This window comes from Streptococcus mitis (genome assembly GCF_000722695.1).
GTDB classification, from domain to species: domain Bacteria; phylum Bacillota; class Bacilli; order Lactobacillales; family Streptococcaceae; genus Streptococcus; species Streptococcus mitis_O.
Genome location: NZ_JPFU01000013.1, coordinates 157,806 through 180,461, shown reverse-complemented (window position 1 = coordinate 180,461; position 22,656 = coordinate 157,806). Strand labels below are relative to the sequence as shown.

Annotated in this window: 16 protein-coding genes and 3 pseudogenes; all 19 read left to right on the top strand. The window is 37.3% G+C overall.

What is annotated here, in order from left to right:
- Positions 1-120 precede the first annotated feature (120 nt).
- The 19 genes and pseudogenes from gyrA (at position 121) to recN (ending at position 22,656) form a co-directional block, all read left to right on the top strand.
- A complete protein-coding gene (gene gyrA, locus SK629_RS06175; RefSeq protein ID WP_042901058.1) occupies positions 121-2,589 on the top strand; it encodes a DNA gyrase subunit A in 2,469 nt (822 codons plus the stop codon).
- Positions 2,589-3,332: a class A sortase gene (locus tag SK629_RS06170; RefSeq protein ID WP_042901057.1), complete on the top strand. Its 744-nt coding sequence runs from the start codon at positions 2,589-2,591 to the stop codon at positions 3,330-3,332. The genes gyrA and SK629_RS06170 overlap by 1 nt, the downstream gene beginning before the upstream one ends.
- Before the next feature lie 269 nt (positions 3,333-3,601).
- Entirely contained in the window at positions 3,602-4,399 is a 798-nt protein-coding gene (locus SK629_RS06165; protein WP_042901056.1) for a formate/nitrite transporter family protein, read from the top strand.
- A 246-nt stretch (positions 4,400-4,645) separates the two neighbouring features.
- Positions 4,646-5,443 (top strand): formate/nitrite transporter family protein, encoded by a 798-nt coding sequence (locus tag SK629_RS06160; protein ID WP_000254776.1) that lies wholly within the window; start codon positions 4,646-4,648, stop codon positions 5,441-5,443.
- Between the two features lie 147 nt (positions 5,444-5,590).
- A pseudogene (locus SK629_RS06155) lies at positions 5,591-6,872 on the top strand (O-acetylhomoserine aminocarboxypropyltransferase/cysteine synthase family protein).
- Positions 6,873-6,966: 94 nt separating this feature from the next.
- Entirely contained in the window at positions 6,967-8,241 is a 1,275-nt protein-coding gene (locus tag SK629_RS06150; protein ID WP_042901054.1) for a DUF2130 domain-containing protein, read from the top strand.
- Positions 8,242-8,248: 7 nt separating this feature from the next.
- On the top strand, positions 8,249-9,916 hold the full coding sequence (locus SK629_RS06145; RefSeq protein WP_042901053.1) for a hypothetical protein: 1,668 nt from the start codon (positions 8,249-8,251) through the stop codon (positions 9,914-9,916).
- Between the two features lie 9 nt (positions 9,917-9,925).
- Positions 9,926-10,725, top strand: a pseudogene (locus SK629_RS06140) (hypothetical protein).
- Positions 10,726-11,809 (top strand): annotated as a pseudogene (locus SK629_RS06135) (AAA family ATPase).
- A 19-nt stretch (positions 11,810-11,828) separates the two neighbouring features.
- Complete coding sequence (gene truB / locus SK629_RS06130) at positions 11,829-12,707, top strand: tRNA pseudouridine(55) synthase TruB (RefSeq protein ID WP_042901052.1); 879 nt, start codon at positions 11,829-11,831, stop codon at positions 12,705-12,707.
- Between the two features lie 166 nt (positions 12,708-12,873).
- On the top strand, positions 12,874-15,060 hold the full coding sequence (locus tag SK629_RS06125; protein ID WP_042901051.1) for an AAA family ATPase: 2,187 nt from the start codon (positions 12,874-12,876) through the stop codon (positions 15,058-15,060).
- A 38-nt stretch (positions 15,061-15,098) separates the two neighbouring features.
- Complete coding sequence (locus SK629_RS06120; protein WP_235219614.1) at positions 15,099-16,235, top strand: HNH endonuclease signature motif containing protein; 1,137 nt, start codon at positions 15,099-15,101, stop codon at positions 16,233-16,235.
- Positions 16,236-16,581: 346 nt separating this feature from the next.
- Positions 16,582-17,220 carry a uridine kinase gene (gene udk, locus SK629_RS06115; RefSeq protein WP_042901050.1) on the top strand — a complete coding sequence of 213 codons (639 nt, stop codon included), beginning with the start codon at positions 16,582-16,584 and terminating at the stop codon, positions 17,218-17,220.
- A gap of 127 nt (positions 17,221-17,347) precedes the next feature.
- On the top strand, positions 17,348-18,688 hold the full coding sequence (gene xseA / locus SK629_RS06110; protein WP_042901049.1) for an exodeoxyribonuclease VII large subunit: 1,341 nt from the start codon (positions 17,348-17,350) through the stop codon (positions 18,686-18,688).
- Positions 18,666-18,878, top strand: coding sequence for an exodeoxyribonuclease VII small subunit (locus SK629_RS06105; protein ID WP_042901048.1), 213 nt, complete (start codon positions 18,666-18,668; stop codon positions 18,876-18,878). The genes xseA and SK629_RS06105 overlap by 23 nt, the downstream gene beginning before the upstream one ends.
- Entirely contained in the window at positions 18,875-19,750 is an 876-nt protein-coding gene (locus SK629_RS06100) for a polyprenyl synthetase family protein (RefSeq protein WP_042901047.1), read from the top strand. The genes SK629_RS06105 and SK629_RS06100 overlap by 4 nt, the downstream gene beginning before the upstream one ends.
- Positions 19,743-20,549: a TlyA family RNA methyltransferase gene (locus SK629_RS06095; RefSeq protein ID WP_042901046.1), complete on the top strand. Its 807-nt coding sequence runs from the start codon at positions 19,743-19,745 to the stop codon at positions 20,547-20,549. Before SK629_RS06100 ends, SK629_RS06095 begins: the two co-directional genes overlap by 8 nt.
- Position 20,550: 1 nt before the next feature.
- Positions 20,551-20,982: an arginine repressor gene (locus SK629_RS06090; RefSeq protein WP_042901045.1), complete on the top strand. Its 432-nt coding sequence runs from the start codon at positions 20,551-20,553 to the stop codon at positions 20,980-20,982.
- A gap of 6 nt (positions 20,983-20,988) precedes the next feature.
- Complete coding sequence (recN, locus tag SK629_RS06085; protein ID WP_042901044.1) at positions 20,989-22,656, top strand: DNA repair protein RecN; 1,668 nt, start codon at positions 20,989-20,991, stop codon at positions 22,654-22,656.

The window sequence follows — 22,656 nt, the reverse complement described above, 5'->3', positions numbered from 1 at the left end:
GCTTTGTCACGGATATACCTTGCAGTTCTTTATGTAAACGTTTTATCGATTTAGATATCTGAAATATAGCGAACATTATGGTATAATATATCTAATTATAGTGAAATGAGGCATTTATTAATGCAGGATAGAAATTTAGTGAATGTCAATCTGACAAAGGAGATGAAGACAAGCTTTATCGACTACGCCATGAGTGTTATCGTTGCGCGGGCTCTTCCTGATGTTCGAGATGGCTTGAAACCCGTTCACCGTCGGATTCTCTATGGAATGAATGAATTGGGTGTTACTCCAGACAAACCACATAAAAAATCTGCTCGTATTACTGGGGATGTCATGGGTAAATATCATCCACACGGGGATTCCTCTATCTATGAAGCCATGGTTCGTATGGCTCAATGGTGGAGCTACCGTTACATGCTTGTAGATGGCCATGGGAACTTTGGTTCCATGGATGGTGATGGTGCTGCCGCCCAGCGTTACACTGAGGCACGTATGAGCAAGATTGCTCTGGAGATGCTTCGTGATATCAATAAAAATACGGTTGATTTCGTTGATAACTATGATGCCAATGAACGTGAACCCTTGGTCTTGCCAGCGCGCTTTCCAAATCTTTTGGTTAATGGAGCTACTGGTATTGCCGTTGGGATGGCAACCAATATTCCACCTCACAACCTTGGAGAAACCATTGATGCAGTGAAGTTGGTCATGGACAATCCTGAAGTGACCACTAAGGATTTGATGGAAGTCTTGCCTGGGCCAGATTTTCCAACTGGAGCCCTTGTTATGGGGAAATCAGGTATCCATAAGGCTTATGAAACAGGTAAAGGTTCGATTGTTCTTCGTTCTCGTACTGAAATCGAAGAAACTAAGACTGGCCGTGAGCGCATCGTTGTAACAGAATTTCCTTACATGGTCAACAAAACAAAGGTGCATGAGCATATTGTTCGTTTGGTCCAGGAAAAACGCATTGAGGGCATTACAGCGGTTCGTGATGAGTCCAACCGTGAAGGTGTTCGATTTGTTATTGAAGTAAAGCGTGATGCCTCAGCCAATGTTATCCTAAACAATCTTTTCAAGATGACCCAGATGCAAACCAACTTTGGTTTTAATATGTTGGCTATTCAAAATGGGGTACCGAAGATTTTGTCTCTTCGTCAGATTTTGGATGCTTATATTGAGCACCAAAAAGAAGTGGTTGTTCGTCGTACTCGTTTTGATAAGGAAAAAGCAGAAGCGCGTGCTCATATCTTAGAAGGTCTCTTAATCGCACTAGACCATATCGACGAAGTGATTCGTATTATCCGTGCTAGTGAAACGGATGCGGAAGCACAAGCTGAGTTGATGAGCAAGTTTAAGCTTTCTGAACGTCAAAGTCAAGCCATCCTTGATATGCGCCTTCGTCGTTTGACAGGTTTAGAACGTGATAAGATTCAGTCTGAGTATGATGACCTCTTGGCTCTGATTGCGGATTTAGCAGATATTCTTGCTAAGCCCGAACGTGTTTCTCAAATCATCAAAGACGAATTGGACGAAGTCAAGCGTAAGTTTGGTGACCAACGTCGTACTGAATTGATGGTTGGTGAAGTCTTAAGCCTCGAAGATGAGGATTTGATTGAAGAATCGGATGTCTTAATTACGCTTTCTAACAAGGGTTACATTAAACGTTTGGACCAAGGAGAATTCACTGCTCAAAAACGTGGGGGGCGTGGTGTTCAAGGTACAGGCGTTAAGGATGACGATTTTGTCCGAGAGTTAGTGTCAACCAGCACTCATGATCACCTACTCTTCTTTACAAATAAAGGTCGTGTCTATCGCCTGAAAGGCTATGAAATTCCTGAGTATGGCCGTACTGCCAAGGGATTGCCAATTGTCAATCTTTTGAAATTGGATGAAGGTGAAAGTATTCAGACCATCATCAATGTTGAAGCTGAACGCAGCGATGATGCTTATCTCTTCTTCACAACCCGTCATGGTATTGTGAAGAGAACCAGCGTTAAGGAGTTTGCTAACATTCGCCAGAATGGTCTCAAGGCTTTGAACCTCAAAGATGAAGATGAGTTGATTAATGTACTGCTGACAGAAGAAGATACGGATATTATCATTGGTACTAAGTTTGGCTATGCAGTGCGCTTTAATCAATCAGCAGTTCGTGGAATGAGTCGTATCGCTACGGGTGTGAAAGGTGTCAATCTTCGTGAAGGAGATACAGTAGTTGGTGCCAGTGTGATTACAGACCAGGACGAGGTTCTTATCATCACAGAAAAAGGCTATGGTAAGCGTACAGTTGCGACCGAATATCCAACAAAAGGTCGTGGTGGTAAAGGGATGAAGACGGCTAATGTAGCTGAGAAAAATGGTCCTCTATCAGGTCTTTTGACCGTTAAAGGCGATGAAGACTTGATGATTATCACTGATACGGGTGTCATGATTCGAACAAACGTTGCCAATATTTCACAAACAGGTCGTTCAACTATGGGAGTTAAAGTGATGCGCCTGGATCAGGATGCTAAAATTGTGACCTTTACTACGGTTGCAGCGTCAGAAAAAGAAGAAGTTGGGACAGAAAACGAAACAGAAGGTGAAGCATAATGTCTCATAAAAAGAATAAAAATAAAACAAATCGTAAAAATTTACTAATCAATGTCTTGGCAGGATTTTTAATCATCTTGTCAGTGGCTTTGATTTTCAATTCAAAAATTCGTGATATCTTCATGGTTTGGAATACTAACAAGTATCAAGTCAGTCAGGTATCAAAAGAAAAATTGGAAGAAAATCAAGATACAGAAGGTAATTTTGACTTTGACTCAGTAAAAGCCATTTCGTCAGAAGCTGTCTTGTCCTCACAATGGAATTCGCAAAAATTGCCAGTTATTGGTGGAATTGCTATTCCTGAAGTAGAAATTAACTTGCCAATTTTTAAAGGTCTTGATAATATTAATCTCTTCTATGGAGCTGGTACAATGAAGCGTGATCAAGTGATGGGGAAAGGAAACTATTCACTTGCGAGTCATCACATTTTTACAGCAGAAAATGCCAGTCAGATGCTATTTTCTCCATTATCACGTGCTAAAAATGGGATGAAAATTTATCTAACAGATAAGGATAAGGTTTATACCTATGTCATTCATGAGGTCAAGCATGTAACTCCAGATCGTGTGGATGAGATTGATGACCGTAGTGGTGTTGATGAAATCACACTTGTAACATGTGTGGACTATGATGCGACAGAGCGAATTATTGTAAAAGGTGATTTGAAAGATACAAAAGACTATTCACAAACACCTGAAGAAGTCCTAACAGCCTTCAACCAACCATATAAGCAACGTTATTAATTTTTAAAGAATCAGTAAACATTTAGTTTTGCTGGTTCTTTTTATGGCTTTATAAGCAAACTATGTAATGCTAATACTCAATGAAAATCAAAGAGCAAACTAGCCGCAGGTTGCTCAAAACACTGTTTTGAGGTTGCAAATAGAGCTGACGTGGTTTGAAGAGATTTTCGAAGAGTATAAATCAATACAAATGTTATAAATTTAAGAAAATGATTACTCATTCAAAAAAATGTGTTATAATAATAAATATAAAAAAATAGGAGATGTTTATGAGTTCTTCAGAGTTTATTTCGAAGATAGATTATTATTGCCACAAGAAAGAAAGTCTTTTCAATCAAAGTAAGTCCAAGTATGCTATTCGTTCCATGTTTGCAGGTGCTTTTTTAACTTTTAGTACAGCTGCTGGGGCTATTGGTGCGGATTTATTAAATAATATTGTTCCAAGTAGTGGGTATTTCCTTTTCCCATTTGTTTTCGCTTGGGGGCTGGCCTATATCGTCTTTCTAAATGCGGAATTGATAACTTCCAATATGATGTATTTAACAGCTGGAGTGTTCTTGAAAAAAATTGATTGGAAAAAGGCAGTAATTATTTTACTATACTGTACTTTGTTTAATCTCATTGGTGCCCTGGTAGCTGGATGGGCCTTTGCTAACTCATCAGCATTTTCTCATCTGACCCATGATAGTTTCCTTCCTAAGCTTGTAGCCAAGAAGTTGGCGCGTCCAAGTGAGTTAGTCCTGCTTGAGGGGATTCTTGCCAATGTATTTGTAAATATTGCCATTCTTTCGTCTATATTAGTCAAAGATGGTGCTGCCAAACTATGGATCATTTTATCAGCTATTTCAATGTTTGTCTTTTTGTCCAATGAGCACATCGCTGCCAATTTTGCTTCCTTTAGTATTATGAAATTTAGCATGATTGCTGATCAAGTAGCTCACTTTGATCTACCAAATATCCTTCGACATTGGGGAGTTACCTTCATTGCTAACTTTATAGGTGGAGGACTTCTGATTGGTTTACCATATGCCTTTCTAAATAAGAATGAAGATACATATGTTGATTAAGAAGAGTCAGAGTAGGGATGCGGAGAAACCATTTTGTTCTATTTAGTAATAAATATATTAAATAGAACAAAAATGATTCTACTCAATCTCTAAATTCGGACAATTAAAAATTCTAAAAGCTTGTTATTAAAACAATGTAAACGATTGCTAAATTTTTAAATTTAGGAAAAATACAATTAGGAAAGGCTTTTCTTTATATCTGTTTTATGTTATAATTATCACAAATAAAAGTTTTAGGAGTTTATTATGGTTTCTTCAGAATTTATCTCAAAGATTGAATTTGCTTGTAAGAAGAAAGAAAGTCTTTATAGCCAAAGCAAATTTAAGTATGCGATTCGTTCTATGTTTGCAGGTGCTTTTTTAACCTTCAGTACTGCTGCAGGTGCAGTTGGGGCTGACTTGATTAATAAAATTGCACCAGGTAGTGGACGCTTCCTCTTCCCCTTTGTCTTTGCTTGGGGATTGGCATACATTGTTTTCTTGAATGCCGAGTTGGTAACATCAAACATGATGTTCTTGACTGCTGGTAGTTTCTTGAAAAAAATCTCTTGGAGAAAAACAGCTGAGATTTTACTTTACTGTACCTTGTTCAACCTTATCGGAGCTTTGATAGCAGGTTGGGGCTTTGCTCACTCAGCAGCTTATGCACATCTGACACATGATAGTTTCATCTCAGGGGTTGTTGAGATGAAGTTAGGCCGTTCAAATGAATTAGTCTTACTTGAGGCGATTTTGGCAAATATTTTCGTAAATATTGCGATTCTTTCATTTGTTTTGGTCAAAGATGGTGGTGCCAAACTATGGCTTGTTTTGTCAGCAATTTACATGTTTGTATTCTTGACAAACGAGCACATTGCGGCGAACTTTGCTTCTTTCGCGATTGTAAAATTCAGTGTTGCTGCGGATTCAATTGCTAACTTCGGTGTTGGAAATATGCTTCGTCACTGGGGTGTAACCTTTATTGGGAACTTGATTGGTGGTGGCTTCTTGATGGGTCTTCCATATGCCTTCCTCAATAAAAACGAAGACACTTATGTAGATTAAGAAAATGAGCACGATTGAGTCGTGCCTTTTTCATTTTTAAAATAAGGTAATAGTTATTTATTATATCAAAATATAGAAAACTAATATTGGTAAACTATACCTTAAGGTGCTACAATATCCTTAATCAAACTATATGGAGGTCGCCTTATGACTCGTGATTTTAAATTTGAAACTTTGCAACTACACGCTGGTCAAGTTGTGGATCCAGCTACCAAGTCTCGTGCAGTTCCGATTTATCAGACAACATCCTTTGTTTTTGATGATACGCAGGAAGGTGCGGATCTTTTTGCCTTGAGAAAACCTGGGAATATCTATACTCGTATTACCAATCCTACAACGGCTGCTTTTGAAGAAAGAATTGCTGCTCTTGAAGGTGGTATTGGAGCACTAGCAACCGCATCAGGTATGGCCGCGGTTACTTATACGATTTTGGCGCTTGCCCATGCTGGTGATCATGTTGTAGCAGCATCAACTATTTACGGTGGAACCTTCAATCTCTTGAAGGAAACCCTTCCTCGATATGGGATCACAACAACCTTTGTCGATGTGGATAATTTGGAAGAAGTGGAAGCAGCTATCAATGACAATACCAAGCTTGTCTTGATTGAAACCTTGGGCAACCCCTTGATTAACATTCCAGACCTGGAAAAATTGGCTGAGATTGCTCATAAGCATCAGATTCCACTTGTTTCTGACAATACTTTTGCTACACCTTATTTGATTAATGTCTTTTCTCACGGTGTAGATATTTCCATTCACTCTGCGACTAAGTTTATCGGTGGACATGGTACGACTATTGGAGGCGTGATTGTCGATAGTGGTCGTTTTGATTGGGCAGCTTCAGGGAAATTCCCTCAATTTGTTGAGGAAGATCCTAGCTACCACAATTTGAGCTATACTCGGGATGTTGGTGCTGCAGCCTTTATTATCGCTGTTCGTGTTCAATTGCTTCGTGATACAGGTGCTGCCTTGTCACCATTTAATGCCTTTCTATTGCTCCAAGGGCTTGAAACACTCTCTCTTCGTGTCGAACGCCATGTGCAAAATGCAGAGAAAATTGTTGATTTCCTTGTCAACCATCCTAAGGTTGAAAAAGTCAACTATCCAAAACTTGCAGACAGTCCATATCATGCCTTGGCTGAGAAATATTTGCCAAAAGGTGTTGGTTCAATCCTTTACCTTCCATGTCAAAGGTGGAGAAGCAGAAGCTCGCAAGGTCATTGATCATTTAGAAATCTTCTCTGACCTTGCAAATGTGGCAGATGCTAAATCTCTTGTTGTCCATCCTGCGACAACCACTCACGGTCAGTTGTCAGAAAAAGATCTAGAAGCAGCAGGTGTCACACCAAACCAAATTCGCTTGTCGATTGGTCTTGAAAATGTAGAGGATTTGATTGAAGATTTGCGCTTGGCCTTGGAAAAAATTTAAAGTAACAGATATAAACAGTGGGTTTCGACTCGCTGTTTTTGATTTTCCCTTAGGCATGATATAATGGTTAAAGAAGTCTAGAAAGAGGAACGATATGAACGAAATCAAATGTCCCAACTGTGGGGAAGTCTTTACAGTAAATGAAAGTCAGTATGCCGAGCTTTTGTCCCAAGTGAGAACAGTAGAGTTTGATAAGGAACTGCACGACCGTATGAAGCAGGAACTGGCCTTGGCAGAGCAAAAGGCTATGAATGAGCAACAGATTAAACTAGCTCAGAAGGATCAAGAAATTGCGCAATTGCAGAGTCAAATCCAAAACTTTGATACAGAGAAAGAGTTAGCCAAGAAAGAGGTTGAACAGACAAGCCATGAGGCTCTCTTGGCCAAGGACAAGGAAGTGCAGGCTTTGGAAAACCAATTGGCAACCTTGCGTTTGGAGCATGAAAATCAACTGCAAAAGACCCTTTCTGACCTAGAAAAAGAACGGGATCAGGTTAAAAATCAGCTTCTATTGCAAGAAAAGGAAAATGAGTTATCATTGGCTTCTGTTAAGCAAAACTATGAAGCACAGCTTAAAGCAGCCAGTGAACAAGTCGAATTTTACAAGAATTTCAAGGCTCAACAATCTACAAAAGCCATCGGGGAAAGTCTGGAACAGTATGCAGAGAGTGAGTTTAACAAGGTCCGTAGTTTTGCCTTTCCAAATGCCTACTTTGAGAAGGATAACAAGGTATCTGCGCGTGGTTCCAAAGGGGACTTTATCTTCCGTGAGAGTGATGAAAATGGGGTCGAAATTATTTCCATCATGTTTGAAATGAAAAATGAAGCAGATGGGACAGAGAAGAAGCACAAGAACGCAGACTTCTACAAGGAATTGGACAAGGACCGTCGTGAAAAGAACTGCGAATATGCTGTTTTGGTGACCATGCTTGAGGCTGATAACGACTACTTTAACACAGGGATTGTTGACGTCAGCCACGAGTATGAAAAGATGTATGTGGTCCGTCCTCAATTCTTTATCCAGTTGATTGGGCTTTTGCGAAATGCGGCGCTTAATTCACTAAAATACAAGCAAGAGTTGGCCTTGGTTCGGGAGCAAAATATCGATATTACGCATTTTGAAGAAGACTTGGATGCCTTTAAACTAGCCTTTGCCAAGAACTACAACTCTGCTTCAACCAACTTTGGTAAAGCTATCGATGAAATCGACAAGGCCATCAAACGTATGGAAGAGGTCAAGAAGTTCCTAACCACATCCGAAAACCAACTCCGCCTTGCAAACAATAAATTGGAAGATGTTTCGGTCAAAAAATTGACTCGAAAAAATCCAACCATGAAAGCGAAGTTTGAAGCACTGAAGGGAGAGTGAAAAAGCAGTGGAAAATGAATTATTATTGAATGCAGAAGAAGTATATGAGTCTGAAAATTTAAACTACGATGAGTTAGAAGAACTACTGGAACAACAATTTACAACTGAGTTTTCTAATCTTGAAAAATTAGAATTGGAATGTAAAGAAATTAGTTCACCGGATAAATTAGGTGATGTTATTTTAGATGAAATTTGGAGTCAATTTGCGAACCAAATTGGCTTAGATATGACAAGCGACACGCTTCTTAAGCAGTATAATGATAAGCATCCTAATGGTTATACAAAAGAAGAGGGTGCTAAAATAATGAAAGATAAAAGGTATACTGATGCAAATAATGCTATGAAAGAAAGGCAAAAAAATGGAAATTTAAAGGATGAATATACTGGAAAAACAATAAAAATTAACGAAAAAGCTAATTTGGATCATGTCATACCAAGAAAACAGATTTTTGAAAACCCATGGAGGAAAATAGCAGATATTGAAACTTCTGATTTAGCCAATAAATCAGAAAATTTGGCAGGAACTAATGAATCTCTTAATAAAAGTAAAGGGGCAAAATCTAATAGCGAGTATATAAAGAAAAGAGAAGTAAGAGAAAAAAATCTAAAAGAACAAGTTGAAAGAGCTAATAAAAAAATTGATAAGATGAATATCTCAGATGCCGAAAAGCGAAATCTTAAGGCTGAAAATAATAAAAAATTAAATGATAAATTGGCTGCTGATTCAGATAAGATGATTAAAGCTGAAAAAAGTGCAAAGAAAGCTATGTATAAACCAATAGCAAAGAAAGCTGCAGTTAGAATGGCACACAAGGCAGGTAAAGACGCAGTTAAAGCTATGTTTGTTGCAGCTTTATTTGGGATGTTGAAAGAAATAATGAATGCTTTGGTTCGTTTTTTAAAATCTAAAAAACGTTCGTTTGATACATTCTTAGATGAAATGAAAAATGCACTTCATTCCTTCTTTGGTAAAATTAGAGATTTTATTAAAGTGGGTGTAGACAGTTTTGTTGGAAGCATCGTAGGAGAAATTATTGGTGCTTTCGCTGAAAAACTAAGAAAGTTACCAAATTTGGTAAAACAATTATTTGGTTCAATTAGAGAAAGTATCTCTTATCTATCAAACCCTGAAAATCAATCTCATTCTACTGCAATTAAAATTGCCCATGTTTCAAAAATTATTACATCCGCATTATTAGGTGTAGGAGCAATGTTTTTAGGAGAATATTTTGAACAGTTCTTAAATAAGATACCAGGTATGACTTTTGAAATAAAACTTCTAGGAACAATTGCTAATATTTTAGGGATGTTCTTTGCAAGTTTACTAACTGGAATCTTGGGAGCGATCATCATTAACGGACTTGATGGCTTTATATCAAGGCAACTACAAGATGAGAACAAAAAACAACAAGCTGATAAGAAGAACGAATTGCTAAGAATTCAGGATGTTCAAATTTTTGTCGCCGAGCAAAATGTTGCTGTTAAGCGAAATGATATCTTCAGTAAGATGGCTAAGAACCATCAAAAACTAAGAGAACTACTTGGCAATGTTGATGAAGAGTTTTCTAATTCGAAGATTGATTTCAAACAGCGATTATTAGCTAATGAAATTTACTTTGATGAAAAGCAAAGTGAACTTGAAGAAATGCAAAATGCATTAAACGATTTATTATAGGAGAATGTTATGTCAGAAGAATTAGAGATTCAAGTTTTAGCAAATTCTGAAAGATTTAATGAAAAAAACAAGAGCTAAAAGCCTTTAGTGAAGAGATCCCTGAACAGTCAGATTTACCAACAGTTCCAACAGATGATCCTATGTTAGGCTTTATTGGAATGGAATATGATGTTAAGGGTAAAGATTTAAACGCTCTTACTGATGCTGTTCAAAATAGAATGATTGAACAAAATATTCACATTAAAAAAATTATTCAGGAATTTAATACCATTTATGAAACATTCCAAATTTTAGATGATGAGTATATTCAAAGCATTTCAAAGTCTTTGATTGCAGCCAAAGAGGCAAATAATAAAGCTATACAGGGATTGCACGAGATAGAAGAATATCAAACTGGTAATAAAAAACTATTAGATGATGTTTTTAAACAGAATAAAGATTTAATTGATATATTGAAGAAACATCATAAAAAGCTAGAGGAGTTAGAACAACTTGAAGAGAAGCAAAGTGAAATTCAAATTGAAATTGATATTTTAAAAGCGAAGCTAAAATCATTAGTGAAAATAGAAAATAGTTTTAACGATTTGCATTTACAAGTTGAAGAAACACAAAACAATCTTAAAAACGATGTAGACAAGATGAATGTTAGATTAATAGAGGAAAGTAAAAATCTTACTTTAATTGTCGAGAAATTTCAAACTGAACTGGAGGAAAAACAAAAAGAGATTAGTTTACTTAGAAAAGGATTCTATACTCTTGGAGTCGCTGTTGTTATAATAGTATTATTTCTATTGTTTAAAGGAATGTAGATGATTAGTGAAGCTTATTTAAAATTGTTAAAATTGGAAGTGAAAAAACTGGATGATTTAACAAATAATACTTATGAATTAGAAATAATTCTTCAAGATATAGTTGATAATCTTAAAAATGCTGAGTTAGAATTTATAAAACGATTAGGAAACTTGACAAGTAAAGAGACATTCTCAAAAATCAAAGATAAGCAAACTAGTATATTGGAATTATTGTATAAATATCTTGGTTCTAGAGTTATTGATACAAATTATTTGATTTTGAAAGAAACAAATCATAAATCATTTGAAGAACTAGCAAATGATTTAAAGTCACTAATAGGTTTAGAAAATGTAAAGAAAGAAATAGAAGACTTAGTAGCATTTAATAAAGTTCAGCAAAGTAGAGAAAAAATCGGTCTTAAAAAAACAAATAGAACTATGCATATGGCGTTTTTAGGTAATCCAGGTACAGGTAAAACAACAGTTGCTAGAATTGTTGGTAATATGTATCGTTCTCTAGGAATACTAAGTAAAGGTCACTTTATAGAGGCAAGTAGAACAGACTTAATAGCAGAATATCAAGGACAGACGGCTTCGAAAGTGAAGAGATTGATACAAAAAGCCAAAGGTGGTGTATTGTTTATTGATGAAGCATATAGTATTACTGAAAACGATAAAAGTGATAGTTATGGTCGAGAGTGTTTAACTGAGTTAACAAAAGCATTAGAAGACTATCGTGATGATTTGGTGGTTATTGTTGCTGGATATGATGAATTGATGAAAAAATTTTTTGAATCTAATCCTGGGTTAAAATCAAGATTTAATTATTTTATTATGTTTGAAGATTATACTGTGGACCAAATGTTTGATATTTTTCTTTCATATTGCAAAAATGAAGAGTACATTTTGCATGATTCTGCAAAAGAAAATTAAAAAATATTTAGAATTACATAGTAGTAATCCTGAAAATAAAAATGCAAATGGGCGATTTGTAAGAAATGTATTTGACAGGATAATTATGAACCAAGCAATAAGATTAGCCACACTATCTTTTGTTACAAAAGATAATTACATTACAATTCTTGAAGAAGATATTTCATGAATGAAATTAGAAAGCAAAAATGAACGGTATTATCAACTTAAAAAAAGAAGCGGGGATGACCTCGCATGATGCGGTTTTTAAACTGCGTAAGATTTTGGGAACCAAGAAAATTGGTCATGGTGGGACCTTGGATCCGGATGTAGTGGGCGTTTTGCCCATTGCGGTTGGCAAGGCGACACGCATGGTTGAGTTTATGCAGGACGAGGGCAAAATCTATGAGGGTGAAATAACTCTTGGCTATTCAACAACGACTGAGGATGCCAGTGGGGAAGTGGTTGCAGAAACCCCTGTTTTATCGCACTTGGATGAAAAGCTTGTTTATGAAGCAATCGCCAGTCTGACAGGACCTATTATTCAGATTCCGCCTATGTATTCTGCGGTTAAGGTCAATGGTCGTAAGCTCTATGAGTATGCACGTGCAGGTCAGGAAGTGGAGCGTCCAGAACGTCAGGTAACTATTTATAGCTTTGAACGGACAAGTCCGATTTCTTATGAGGGGAATCTAGCACGTTTTACTTTTCGTGTGAAATGTAGCAAGGGTACTTACATCCGTACCTTGTCAGTTGACTTAGGAGAGAAGCTGGGTTATGCGGCTCATATGTCTCACTTGACACGAACAAGTGCTGCAGGCTTACAATTAGAAGACGCTCTTACCTTGGAAGAAATTGCTGAAAAAGTAGAGGCTGGTCAACTGGACTTTCTCCATCCTCTAGAGATTGGGACAGGAGACCTCGTCAAAGTTTTCCTAAGTCCAGAAGAGGCTACAGAAGTGCGCTTTGGTCGTTTTATCGAGCTCGACCAAACAGAGCAAGAATTAGCCGCCTTTGAAGATGATAAATTGCTAGCCATTCTAGAAAAACGAGGCAATCTCTACAAGCCAAGGAAGGTTTTTAGCTAGTCTTTGCTTTCTTTTTCGTTTCTTATTAATAGAGTTGGGTAAGTTATTACTAAGTGTTAGTATGTATATAGAAGAGCGAAGAGATTGAAATCGATTACATATTGAACTAGGATATTGTAATTTTATTTTGATATAATGATAATAAAATGAAAGGAATTTCTTAAAAATGAGTGTGAGCGAAATTATTGAAAGAATTAGAAGTGAGTATTCGGAGATTGACTGGTTAAAAAGTAGAAGCAACTTTTATAAAATTCCTGATCAAGGAATATTTGTTCAGTATAATCTTAAAGATTTAGAAAAAAAATATGAAAGTAGTAAATTTTTAATTATTAATAAATTTGCGAAATCAGCAATCGATTGGAATTTTGATTTAGAAAATTATTTTGTTATTACAGAATTGACCGACTCTCCTAAAACAGGGAATATTGAATTTACAAAAAATAATAAGGCAAGAGAATTTGAAAACTGTATTGGACAAAGTTACTTTACTATTGAGCAAGACTTTTTCACATGTCATTTTATAAGAGTTGAAAAAGATAGTGAGGAATACTTAGAGACATTGAAGAAAATTATTTCCTTAAGTTTTGATGATTTTGTAGAACAGATGTGCTTAGAGCCTAATAAGTGGGACGATTATGGATATCAGTTGGTTTTTAATCTTACGATTTGGGAACAAACTTTTGAGCTACGAGTTAATCCGAAAAATGATCTTTCTATGAACTATTTAAAAAGTGGTGAAGGAGAATATCCTGATGAAGATTTTTGTTCCTTGGGTGAAGTGGCGTACTATGAATTTTTAAAAAAATATCTTTCTTATAAAGAACGTCAGAAATGGTTCACTCGATCAAGAGACCTTGCTTATAACACAAGTGTATTGGAAAAATTTGCAATAGAGTATTCAAAAAAATCTGATTTACATGGACAAACTTTGGATTTCACTCCACCAAATAGTGAATACCATAGTTTTTTATATAATTCATTTCTAAGAACAACTACCTTAAAAGAAATCAAGGAAGTATTTCGCCCACTAACCGTTTTTGGCTATACTGACTCTAGGGAATGTTATTCTGAGGACGAAACATCATCTTACTCAAGTGAAAATTTAAAAGAGGCAGTTGATGATAGGGTAGAATCTATAAACTATAGTTTTAAAGAAGATGGTATAGATAAAGGGAAACTACAATTCATAAAAAATAGAATGTCAGAATTACCAATGAATGTTTTTGCAGTGGTTGGTGGAAATGGAAGTGGAAAATCCTATAAAATTAATCAGATAATAAAGGAACATTTAGAAGGAGACAATAAGTTCTCACAGATACTTCATTTTTCATTAAGCCCATTTGACAATATTATTCATTTTAATAGAGAGAGCACAAGTATAGAGGTTGCTGATAAAGAAAAAGATTCCTATGGTGAAATTATCTATGAGAAAGTAGGATTTGTTTCCGTCAAATATCCTCCTATTCCAGAAGTAGTCAAGAAAGCAGAAGCTACATCATTGACTGATGTTAAGGAGTATCTACATGAGAAATCTAGAAAGTATCTTAATTCTGATAATACACTAAAAGAAGGATTCGAAGCTGAAATAAGTATTAAAGAAAGTTTTTCCTACTACATACAGAATCTATTATTTGACTTGATTGCTTCTAATACGAAATTAGCTCAATGGGAGTTAGCTATAAAATTCTTTGAATTTGAAACTTGGGTAGAAGATATCAAAAGTGCTTTTTTAGATAGAGATATAATAAAAGAAGATCTAGAAAAAATAGACAATCTAAGTTCAGGGCAAGCAACTATTCTTTTATATATTACGAAGCTCGTTTCAAGTATTAATCAAGGAAGCTTGGTAATTTTTGATGAGCCAGAAACGTTTATGCATCCACCTATGGTTAAAGCATTTATTCGAGCTGTTTCAGAGTTAGTGGATAATAATAAAGCTTTCTGTTTGATAGCTACACATTCACCAGTAATCATTCAAGAAATTCCTCATTGTAATGTCTATAGATTAGATTCTAATCACGGATTAAAAAATACTAATTACAAAACTTACGGTCAGAACTTAGATACTCTATACAAGAATATATATGGGGTAGAATTACAGCAAACAGGATATAATAGTTTCTTTAACGAAAAAAGAGATAAACTTATTAGAATAACTAGAAAAGAAGAGCAAGGAATTGGTGAAAGCATAGATTCATTATCACTCAAAGATGATAATGAAATAATTAAGAAACAGATTGAACCATTATCCTATAAAGATGATAAAAAATATCTAGGAGATGAAGCTTTTCTGAAGTATCTTGTAGTGAAAGATGAGATAGAGAAAGCGGGTGATGTCTTATCAAAAGAGTAGCACAAAAATATCCGTCTATAGAAGAAGTTATTGAAGTATTGAAAGAAGTAGCTGATGAGGAAAAACTTTGTATTTTTTTAACAGAATTAGATAGAGAATATAAAAGTAAAGCTATAGGTTCGTTGTATGAATTAAATGTTAATCTAATTCAGTCACAGTATGAGATTATACCTTCATGGTATGATAGTCATATCCGAAAAGAATCGAAAGGGTTATTTCAAAAATTCCCAGTTGTAAAAAATACCTATAATCAAGCAATTTGTCCTATTTGTGAAGGTGTATTTTCAACTAAAGTAACACTCGAGCATATTATTCCTAAGAGTGGGAAAGAGAAAAATGATCAAAAACTTGGTGAACCCAGACTTGCAATTTTGCCAATTAATCTAGTCAAATGTTGTGGGGAGTGCAATACTTCTAAACATAGTAAAAGGTCTTTCATAGAGGAAGAAAGTGAAATTAACCCTTACTTTGAAGAGTTTGCAATTGAGAAGTATTTTGAGGTAAATTTTAATGATACGAACGAGGTTTTTCAACCAAGTATTGTATTTCACTATAAAGACAATACTATGGATAAACGTATTCGAAATTTCATTAATAACTATAATATTGAAAAAACATATAATCATAGAATAAAGTTAGAATTTCAAAAAATTTTGACCATATTAGCAAATAGTCCACTAACTTTAACAAAATCTATTTTAAAGTCCTACATAGAACATCTATCAGATATATATAGTAAAAATAGTGAATTTGAAAAGATTGACGATAAGTATTGGTTTGATCAAAATTATTTCGGATTTAAAATATGTGAGTATTTAGTAGAAATAATAGATAATGATTCTGTTATTTATAAATTAAATGAGGAGATAAACAAACGTCGTCAGCCTTCTCAATATATTGCTTTTTCAAATCAAGAATTTCAGAACGAAATGAACGAAGTACAAACAATGATGGATTTAGAAATGTTTGTTAAAAATAACAAAGAAGACCTCATTGTCTATTACCAACAGACTAAAAAACAAGGGCTTTCTATTGATTTTCCTAAATTATTTAATAAAGATGAAGATGGTTTAAGCAAAAAAAGTTTAATAGAGGAAATCGTTAAGTACTATTTAGAAAGTGGAAAAAGTTTTGATCATTTTAGAGAAGATTGTGCCTCTATAATTGCTATTTAAAGTAAAACTCAAAATAGTAGAAGAAAACGAAGTTAAGAATAATAAAAAATTGAAAGAGATGAATCAAAAATCAGTGGAGGGAACAGCAAAGTATTCATCAGCAATTTAATCAGAATCAAGAGACAGTCTTAGAAAACCGTATATAAAGATTATACGAAATTGGTTATAGATATCAAACCTTTTTACTTAAAAATTGCAAAGTCTTTTTGTTTCGTTAATTAAAGTAGAACTCAAGCTTTTTATTGAAATTTATTAGTTGAGTACCTGAAATTCTACCCAAAACCAGACTATAAATTTTGCAAAAAATGTGATAGAATAGACGACGGATAAAAAAACGGAGGATAGCATGCAAAATAGACCAATCATTATCGGAGTGACAGGTGGTTCTGGTGGTGGTAAGACCAGTGTTTCAAGAGCCATTTTATCGCATTTTCCTGATGAAAAGATTTCCATGATTGAGCATGATTCATACTACAAGGATCAGTCTCATTTGACCTTTGAAGAGCGTGTCAAAACCAACTACGACCATCCTTTTGCCTTTGATACAGACTTGATGATCGAGCAGATGAAGGAATTGTTGGCGGGTCGTCCAGTGGACATTCCGACTTATGACTATACAGAGCATACACGGAGTAGCAAGACCTATCGTCAAGAGCCTCAAGATGTCTTTATCGTTGAGGGGATTTTGGTCTTGGAGGACAAGCGTCTGCGCGATTTGATGGATATCAAGATTTTTGTGGATACGGATGATGATGTGCGCATTATTCGTCGTATCAAGCGTGATATGGAAGAGCGTGGTCGTAGTCTGGATAGCGTGATTGACCAGTATTTAGGTGTGGTCAAACCAATGTACCACCAGTTTATCGAACCAACCAAGCGTTATGCTGATATCGTTATTCCTGAAGGGGTCAGCAATACAGTTGCTATTGATCTTTTGACGACCAAGATTGCAAAGATTTTGGAAGAAGCTCGTAACAGCAAATAATCAGATGAGGAGGCCTTGCCTCCTTTTTCTATTTTTCCCTCATAATGGTACATAAATGGAGATTTTTAGGCATATTTTTGGTATAATAATACCCATGAAAGAGCAAGAAAATGAGTAGTAGGTGAAGATGGAAAAGTATTTATCAGTAACAACTTTGACCAAGTATCTGAAAATGAAATTCGATAAAGACCCTTACTTGGAACGGGTCTATTTAACTGGTCAAGTTTCCAACTTTCGTAAACGACCTACTCACCAATATTTCTCCCTAAAAGATGACCATGCAGTCATTCAAGCGACCATCTGGTCTGGGATTTATCAGAAATTAGGTTTCGACCTGGAAGAAGGGATGAAAATCAATGTGATTGGGCGTGTGCAGGTCTATGAACCGAGCGGTAGCTACTCCATCATTATTGAAAAAGCTGAACCTGATGGGGTTGGAGCGCTTGCGATTCAGTTTGAACAACTCAAGAAAAAATTGACAGAAGAAGGCCTGTTTCAAGAGAGGTTCAAGCAACCTCTGCCCCAATTTTCTAAGAGAATTGGTGTAGTAACCAGTCGCAGTGGAGCCGTTATTCGAGATATTATCACGACTGTCAGCAGGAGATTTCCAGGTGTCGATATTCTTCTCTATCCGACAAAGGTTCAAGGAGATGGAGCAGCAGAGGAAATAGCTCGAAATATTGCGCGTGCAAATCAACGGGACGATTTGGATTTGCTGATTATTGGTCGTGGTGGAGGTTCTATTGAGGATCTCTGGGCCTTTAACGAAGAAATTGTGGTACGAGCTATTTTTGAATCTCGTTTGCCAATCATTTCTAGTGTGGGGCATGAGACGGATGTGACCTTGGCAGATTTTGTGGCAGATCGTCGCGCTGCGACGCCAACAGCTGCTGCTGAATTAGCAACACCTGTGACCAAGTTGGATGTGTTAGCTCATTTGCAAAATCAGGAAAAACGGATGGGAACGGCAGTCCGAAATGTCCTATCGAAGAAACAAGAAGCTTTGAAAAAATGTAGTCAGTCAGTCATCTTTAGACAGCCAGAGCGCTTGTATGATGGCTATTTGCAACGCTTGGATCAACTGCAACTGCGCTTAAAACAAAGTTTACGTACACGGATTTCTGATAACAAAGAAGTCGTCCAAGCAAGGACGCATCGACTGGTACAATTATCACCCGTTACCAAAATCCAACGTTATCAAGACCGTTTAGGACAGTTGGACAAGCTCTTAGGTAGCCAAATGGCTTTGGTTTATGATGCCAAGGTTGCTGAGGTCAAGAGACTTTCAGAAGCACTTCTGATGTTGGATACCAGCCGAATTGTGGCGCGAGGTTATGCTATTGTTAAAAAAGAAGAGTCCGTTGTAGATTCGGTTGAGAGTTTGAAGAAAAAAGATCAAGTAACGCTTTTGATGCGAGATGGTCAAGTAGAATTAGAGGTTAAAGATGTCAAAACAAAAGAAATTTGAGGAAAATCTAGCAGAACTGGAGACCATTGTCCAAAGTTTGGAAAATGGTGAAATTGCTTTGGAAGATGCGATTACTGCCTTTCAACAGGGTATGGTCTTGTCTAAAGAACTCCAAGCGACGCTGGACAAGGCTGAAAAGACCTTGGTCAAGGTCATGCAAGAAGACGGAACAGAAAGTGATTTTGAATGAAGAAGCAAGAAAAATTAGCTCTTGTCGAGTCGGCCTTGGAAGACTTTTATGGAGACCAGCAGTTTGCTTCTAGTTTGCGAGAGTCTGTTCTCTATTCCATTCATGCTGGTGGCAAGCGTATTCGACCTTTTCTCTTGTTAGAAGTTCTGGAAGCCTTGCATATTGCCATTAAACCTGCTCACGCGCAGGTAGCTGCGGCCTTGGAAATGATTCATACAGGGAGCTTGATTCATGATGATCTTCCAGCTATGGATGATGATGATTACCGTCGGGGACGCTTGACCAATCATAAGAAATTCGGCGAAGCTATGGCAATTTTGGCAGGAGATGCTTTATTCCTGGATCCTTATGCCTTGATAGCGCAGGCAGATTTGCCAAGTCAGATTAAGGTAGACTTGATTGCCAACTTATCTCTTGCTTCAGGAAGTCTGGGCATGGTAGCAGGGCAGGTTTTGGACATGGAGGGAGAACGCCAACATTTGTCTTTGGAAGAACTCCAGACTATTCATGCTAATAAGACTGGAAAACTGCTAGCATATCCCTTTCAAGCAGCTGCCCTCATAGCCGAATTGGCACCTGAAATACAAGCAAAACTGAAAACTGTTGGTGAATTGATTGGGCTTGCCTTTCAAGTCAGAGATGATGTGCTAGATGTGACAGCTACTTTTGAAGAAATTGGCAAAACACCACAAAAGGATTTACAGGCTGAAAAGTCAACCTACCCAGCCTTGTTGGGCTTGGAAGAGGCCATTGCCTTTTGTAACCAAACCTTGGATCAAGCAAATGCAAAATTAGAAGAAATTGCCCAGCAGGTTCCCTTTGAAACAGAATCGATTGTGAAAGTAGTAGAAAGTTTGAGAATCAATGGCTAAGGAAAGAGTGGATGTACTAGCTTATAAACAGGGCTTGTTTGAAACGCGAGAGCAGGCCAAGCGCGGTGTCATGGCTGGCCTAGTCGTAGCAGTCCTTAATGGAGAACGATTTGACAAGCCAGGAGAGAAAATTCCAGATGACACCGAGTTAAAACTCAAGGGGGAGAAACTCAAGTATGTCAGCCGTGGTGGCTTGAAACTGGAGAAGGCCTTGCAGGTCTTTGATTTGTCAGTGGAAGAAGCGACCACGATTGATATCGGGGCCTCTACTGGAGGCTTTACAGATGTTATGATACAGAATGGTGCTGAGTTGGTCTTTGCAGTCGATGTCGGTACCAATCAGTTGGCTTGGAAATTACGCCAAGACCCACGGGTTGTCAGCATGGAGCAGTTTAATTTCCGCTATGCTGAAAAGACTGATTTCGAGCAGGAACCTAGCTTTGCCAGTATTGATGTGAGTTTCATTTCCCTCAGTCTGATTTTGCCGGCCTTGCACCGAGTCTTGGCAGATCAAGGTCAGGTTGTGGCTCTGGTTAAGCCCCAGTTTGAAGCAGGACGTGAGCAGATTGGAAAAAATGGAATTATTCGAGATGCTAAGGTGCACCAGAATGTCCTTGAATCTGTCACAGCTATGGCAGTAGAGGAAGGCTTTTCAGTCCTTGGACTGGACTTTTCTCCCATCCAAGGTGGACATGGAAATATTGAGTTTTTAGCGTATTTGAAAAAAGAAGAGTCAGCAAGTAATCAGGTTCTTGCTGAGATTGAAGAAGTAGTAGAGAGGGCGCATAGTCAATTTTAAAATGAATAAAAAAGAGAGACTTGAAAAAATTAGACGATTTGTGACAGATTATCAAATCGGTACACAAGAAGAAATTGTAGAACATTTGAAAGAGGCAGGTATCACTGCCACTCAAGCGACGGTATCCCGAGATATCAAGGAGCTGGGAATTGTCAAAATTCCTTTGAGAGACAACACCTATGTCTACGAATTGCCAAAATCAATCGTAAAAAGTTTACAACTGGCTGAAGACAATATCGAATCGGCAGAATTGATGGATAAGATGATCAATCTCCAAGTGATTCCAGGAAATACAGCTTTTGTAAAAGCTCAGTTAATCGAGACTTTTGTGGACAAGATTTTCAGCTGTTTGGCTGATGATAGCTCGATTTTAGTCATTGCAAGAAGTGAAAGTCTAGCTGAGGAAATCTTTGAACAAGTAAAAAATTGGTAGGTCTATATGTTACTTGAAATTTCGATAAAAAACTTTGCCATTATTGAGGCTATTTCCCTCAATTTTGAAAAGGGGATGACAGTCCTGACTGGTGAAACAGGTGCAGGGAAGTCGATTATCATTGATGCCATGAATATGATGTTGGGAGCTCGTGCGACGACAGATGTTATTCGTCACGGTGCGCCAAAGGCAGAGATTGAGGGACTTTTCTCAGTTGAGAATAGTCGCCTTTTACAGGAAATTTTTGATGAGCAAGGTTTGGAAATGGGGGATGAGATTATCATCCGTCGGGAAATTCTGCAAAATGGACGTAGTATCAGCCGTGTAAATGGTCAGATGGTCAATCTGTCTGTTTTGCGTGCTATTGGGCAACACCTTGTAGATATACATGGTCAGCATGACCAAGAAGAGTTAATGCGCCCTCAACTTCATATTCAAATGTTGGATGAATTTGGCGATGCAGCTTTTTGGGACTTGAAAGAAACCTATCAAACGAGTTTTGATGCCTACCGTAAAATGCGTAAGCAGGTTCTGGAAGTCAAGAAAAACCAACAGGAACACAAGGCTCGTATTGAGATGTTGGAATTTCAAATGGCAGAGATTGAGGTGGCTAATTTGCAAGCAGGGGAAGACTTGGCTCTCAACCAAGAGCGAGATAAACTTCTCAACCATAAAAATATTGCGGATACACTGACCAATGCCTACAGTATGTTGGACAATGAAGAGTTCTCGAGTCTGGCCAATGTTCGTTCGGCCATGAATGACATGGAAAGTGTCGAAGAGTATGATACCGAATACCGTGAAATTTCAAGCTCTCTGTCTGAGACTTACTATGTCTTAGAAGACATTAGCAAACGTCTGGAAGCTATTATTGAGGATCTTGATTTTGACGGCAATCGTCTTATGCAGGTTGAGAATCGTTTGGATCTCCTTCATACCATTACCCGTAAGTATGGTGGGACTGTAGACGATGTCTTGCTTTATTTTGCCAAGATTACGGAAGAATACAATCTCTTGACAGGTAATAACCTTTCGTCTGAGGACATGGAAGCAGAGCTCAAGAAATTGGAAGTTAATCTTGTCGATCTGGCAGGTCAACTTGCCTCTGCTCGTCATGATTTGGCTCAGCAGCTCGAAGATGAGATTAAACAAGAACTGCAAGACCTTTATATGGAAAAAGCTCAGTTTCAGGTTCGTTTTAGCAAGGGCAAATTCAGCCGTGAGGGCAATGAAACAGTTGAGTTTTACATTTCAACCAACCCTGGCGAAGACTTTAAACCCTTGGTTAAGGTTGCGTCTGGTGGGGAATTATCTCGTCTCATGCTAGCCATTAAGTCTGCCTTTTCTCGTAAAGAGGGCAAGACAAGTATTGTCTTTGATGAAGTGGATACAGGAGTTTCAGGTCGTGTAGCTCAGGCTATTGCGCAGAAGATTCACAAGATTGGCCAACATGGTCAGGTCCTGGCTATTTCTCATTTGCCACAAGTGATTGCGATTGCGGATTATCAATTCTTTATTGAGAAGATTAGCAATGAGCATTCAACGGTTTCGACTGTTCGTCTCTTGACGGTTGAAGAGCGAGTGGAGGAAGTTGCCAAGATGTTGGCAGGAGATGATGTGACGGAAGCAGCCCTGACGCAAGCCAGAGAATTGTTGAGAAACAGGGAGAAATAA

Bases quoted from the DNA above. Each gene is read 5' to 3' on its own strand.
- SK629_RS06165 (WP_042901056.1), top strand. From the start codon at position 3,602: ATGAGTTCTTCAGAGTTTATTTCGAAGATAGATTATTATTGCCACAAG.
- udk (WP_042901050.1), top strand. From the start codon at position 16,582: ATGCAAAATAGACCAATCATTATCGGAGTGACAGGTGGTTCTGGTGGT.
- SK629_RS06170 (WP_042901057.1), top strand. From the start codon at position 2,589: ATGTCTCATAAAAAGAATAAAAATAAAACAAATCGTAAAAATTTACTA.
- SK629_RS06150 (WP_042901054.1), top strand. From the start codon at position 6,967: ATGAACGAAATCAAATGTCCCAACTGTGGGGAAGTCTTTACAGTAAAT.
- recN (WP_042901044.1), top strand. From the start codon at position 20,989: ATGTTACTTGAAATTTCGATAAAAAACTTTGCCATTATTGAGGCTATT.
- SK629_RS06100 (WP_042901047.1), top strand. From the start codon at position 18,875: ATGAAGAAGCAAGAAAAATTAGCTCTTGTCGAGTCGGCCTTGGAAGAC.
- SK629_RS06090 (WP_042901045.1), top strand. From the start codon at position 20,551: ATGAATAAAAAAGAGAGACTTGAAAAAATTAGACGATTTGTGACAGAT.
- SK629_RS06125 (WP_042901051.1), top strand. From the start codon at position 12,874: ATGAGTGTGAGCGAAATTATTGAAAGAATTAGAAGTGAGTATTCGGAG.
- truB (WP_042901052.1), top strand. From the start codon at position 11,829: ATGAACGGTATTATCAACTTAAAAAAAGAAGCGGGGATGACCTCGCAT.
- SK629_RS06105 (WP_042901048.1), top strand. From the start codon at position 18,666: ATGTCAAAACAAAAGAAATTTGAGGAAAATCTAGCAGAACTGGAGACC.
- SK629_RS06160 (WP_000254776.1), top strand. From the start codon at position 4,646: ATGGTTTCTTCAGAATTTATCTCAAAGATTGAATTTGCTTGTAAGAAG.
- gyrA (WP_042901058.1), top strand. From the start codon at position 121: ATGCAGGATAGAAATTTAGTGAATGTCAATCTGACAAAGGAGATGAAG.
- xseA (WP_042901049.1), top strand. From the start codon at position 17,348: ATGGAAAAGTATTTATCAGTAACAACTTTGACCAAGTATCTGAAAATG.
- SK629_RS06095 (WP_042901046.1), top strand. From the start codon at position 19,743: ATGGCTAAGGAAAGAGTGGATGTACTAGCTTATAAACAGGGCTTGTTT.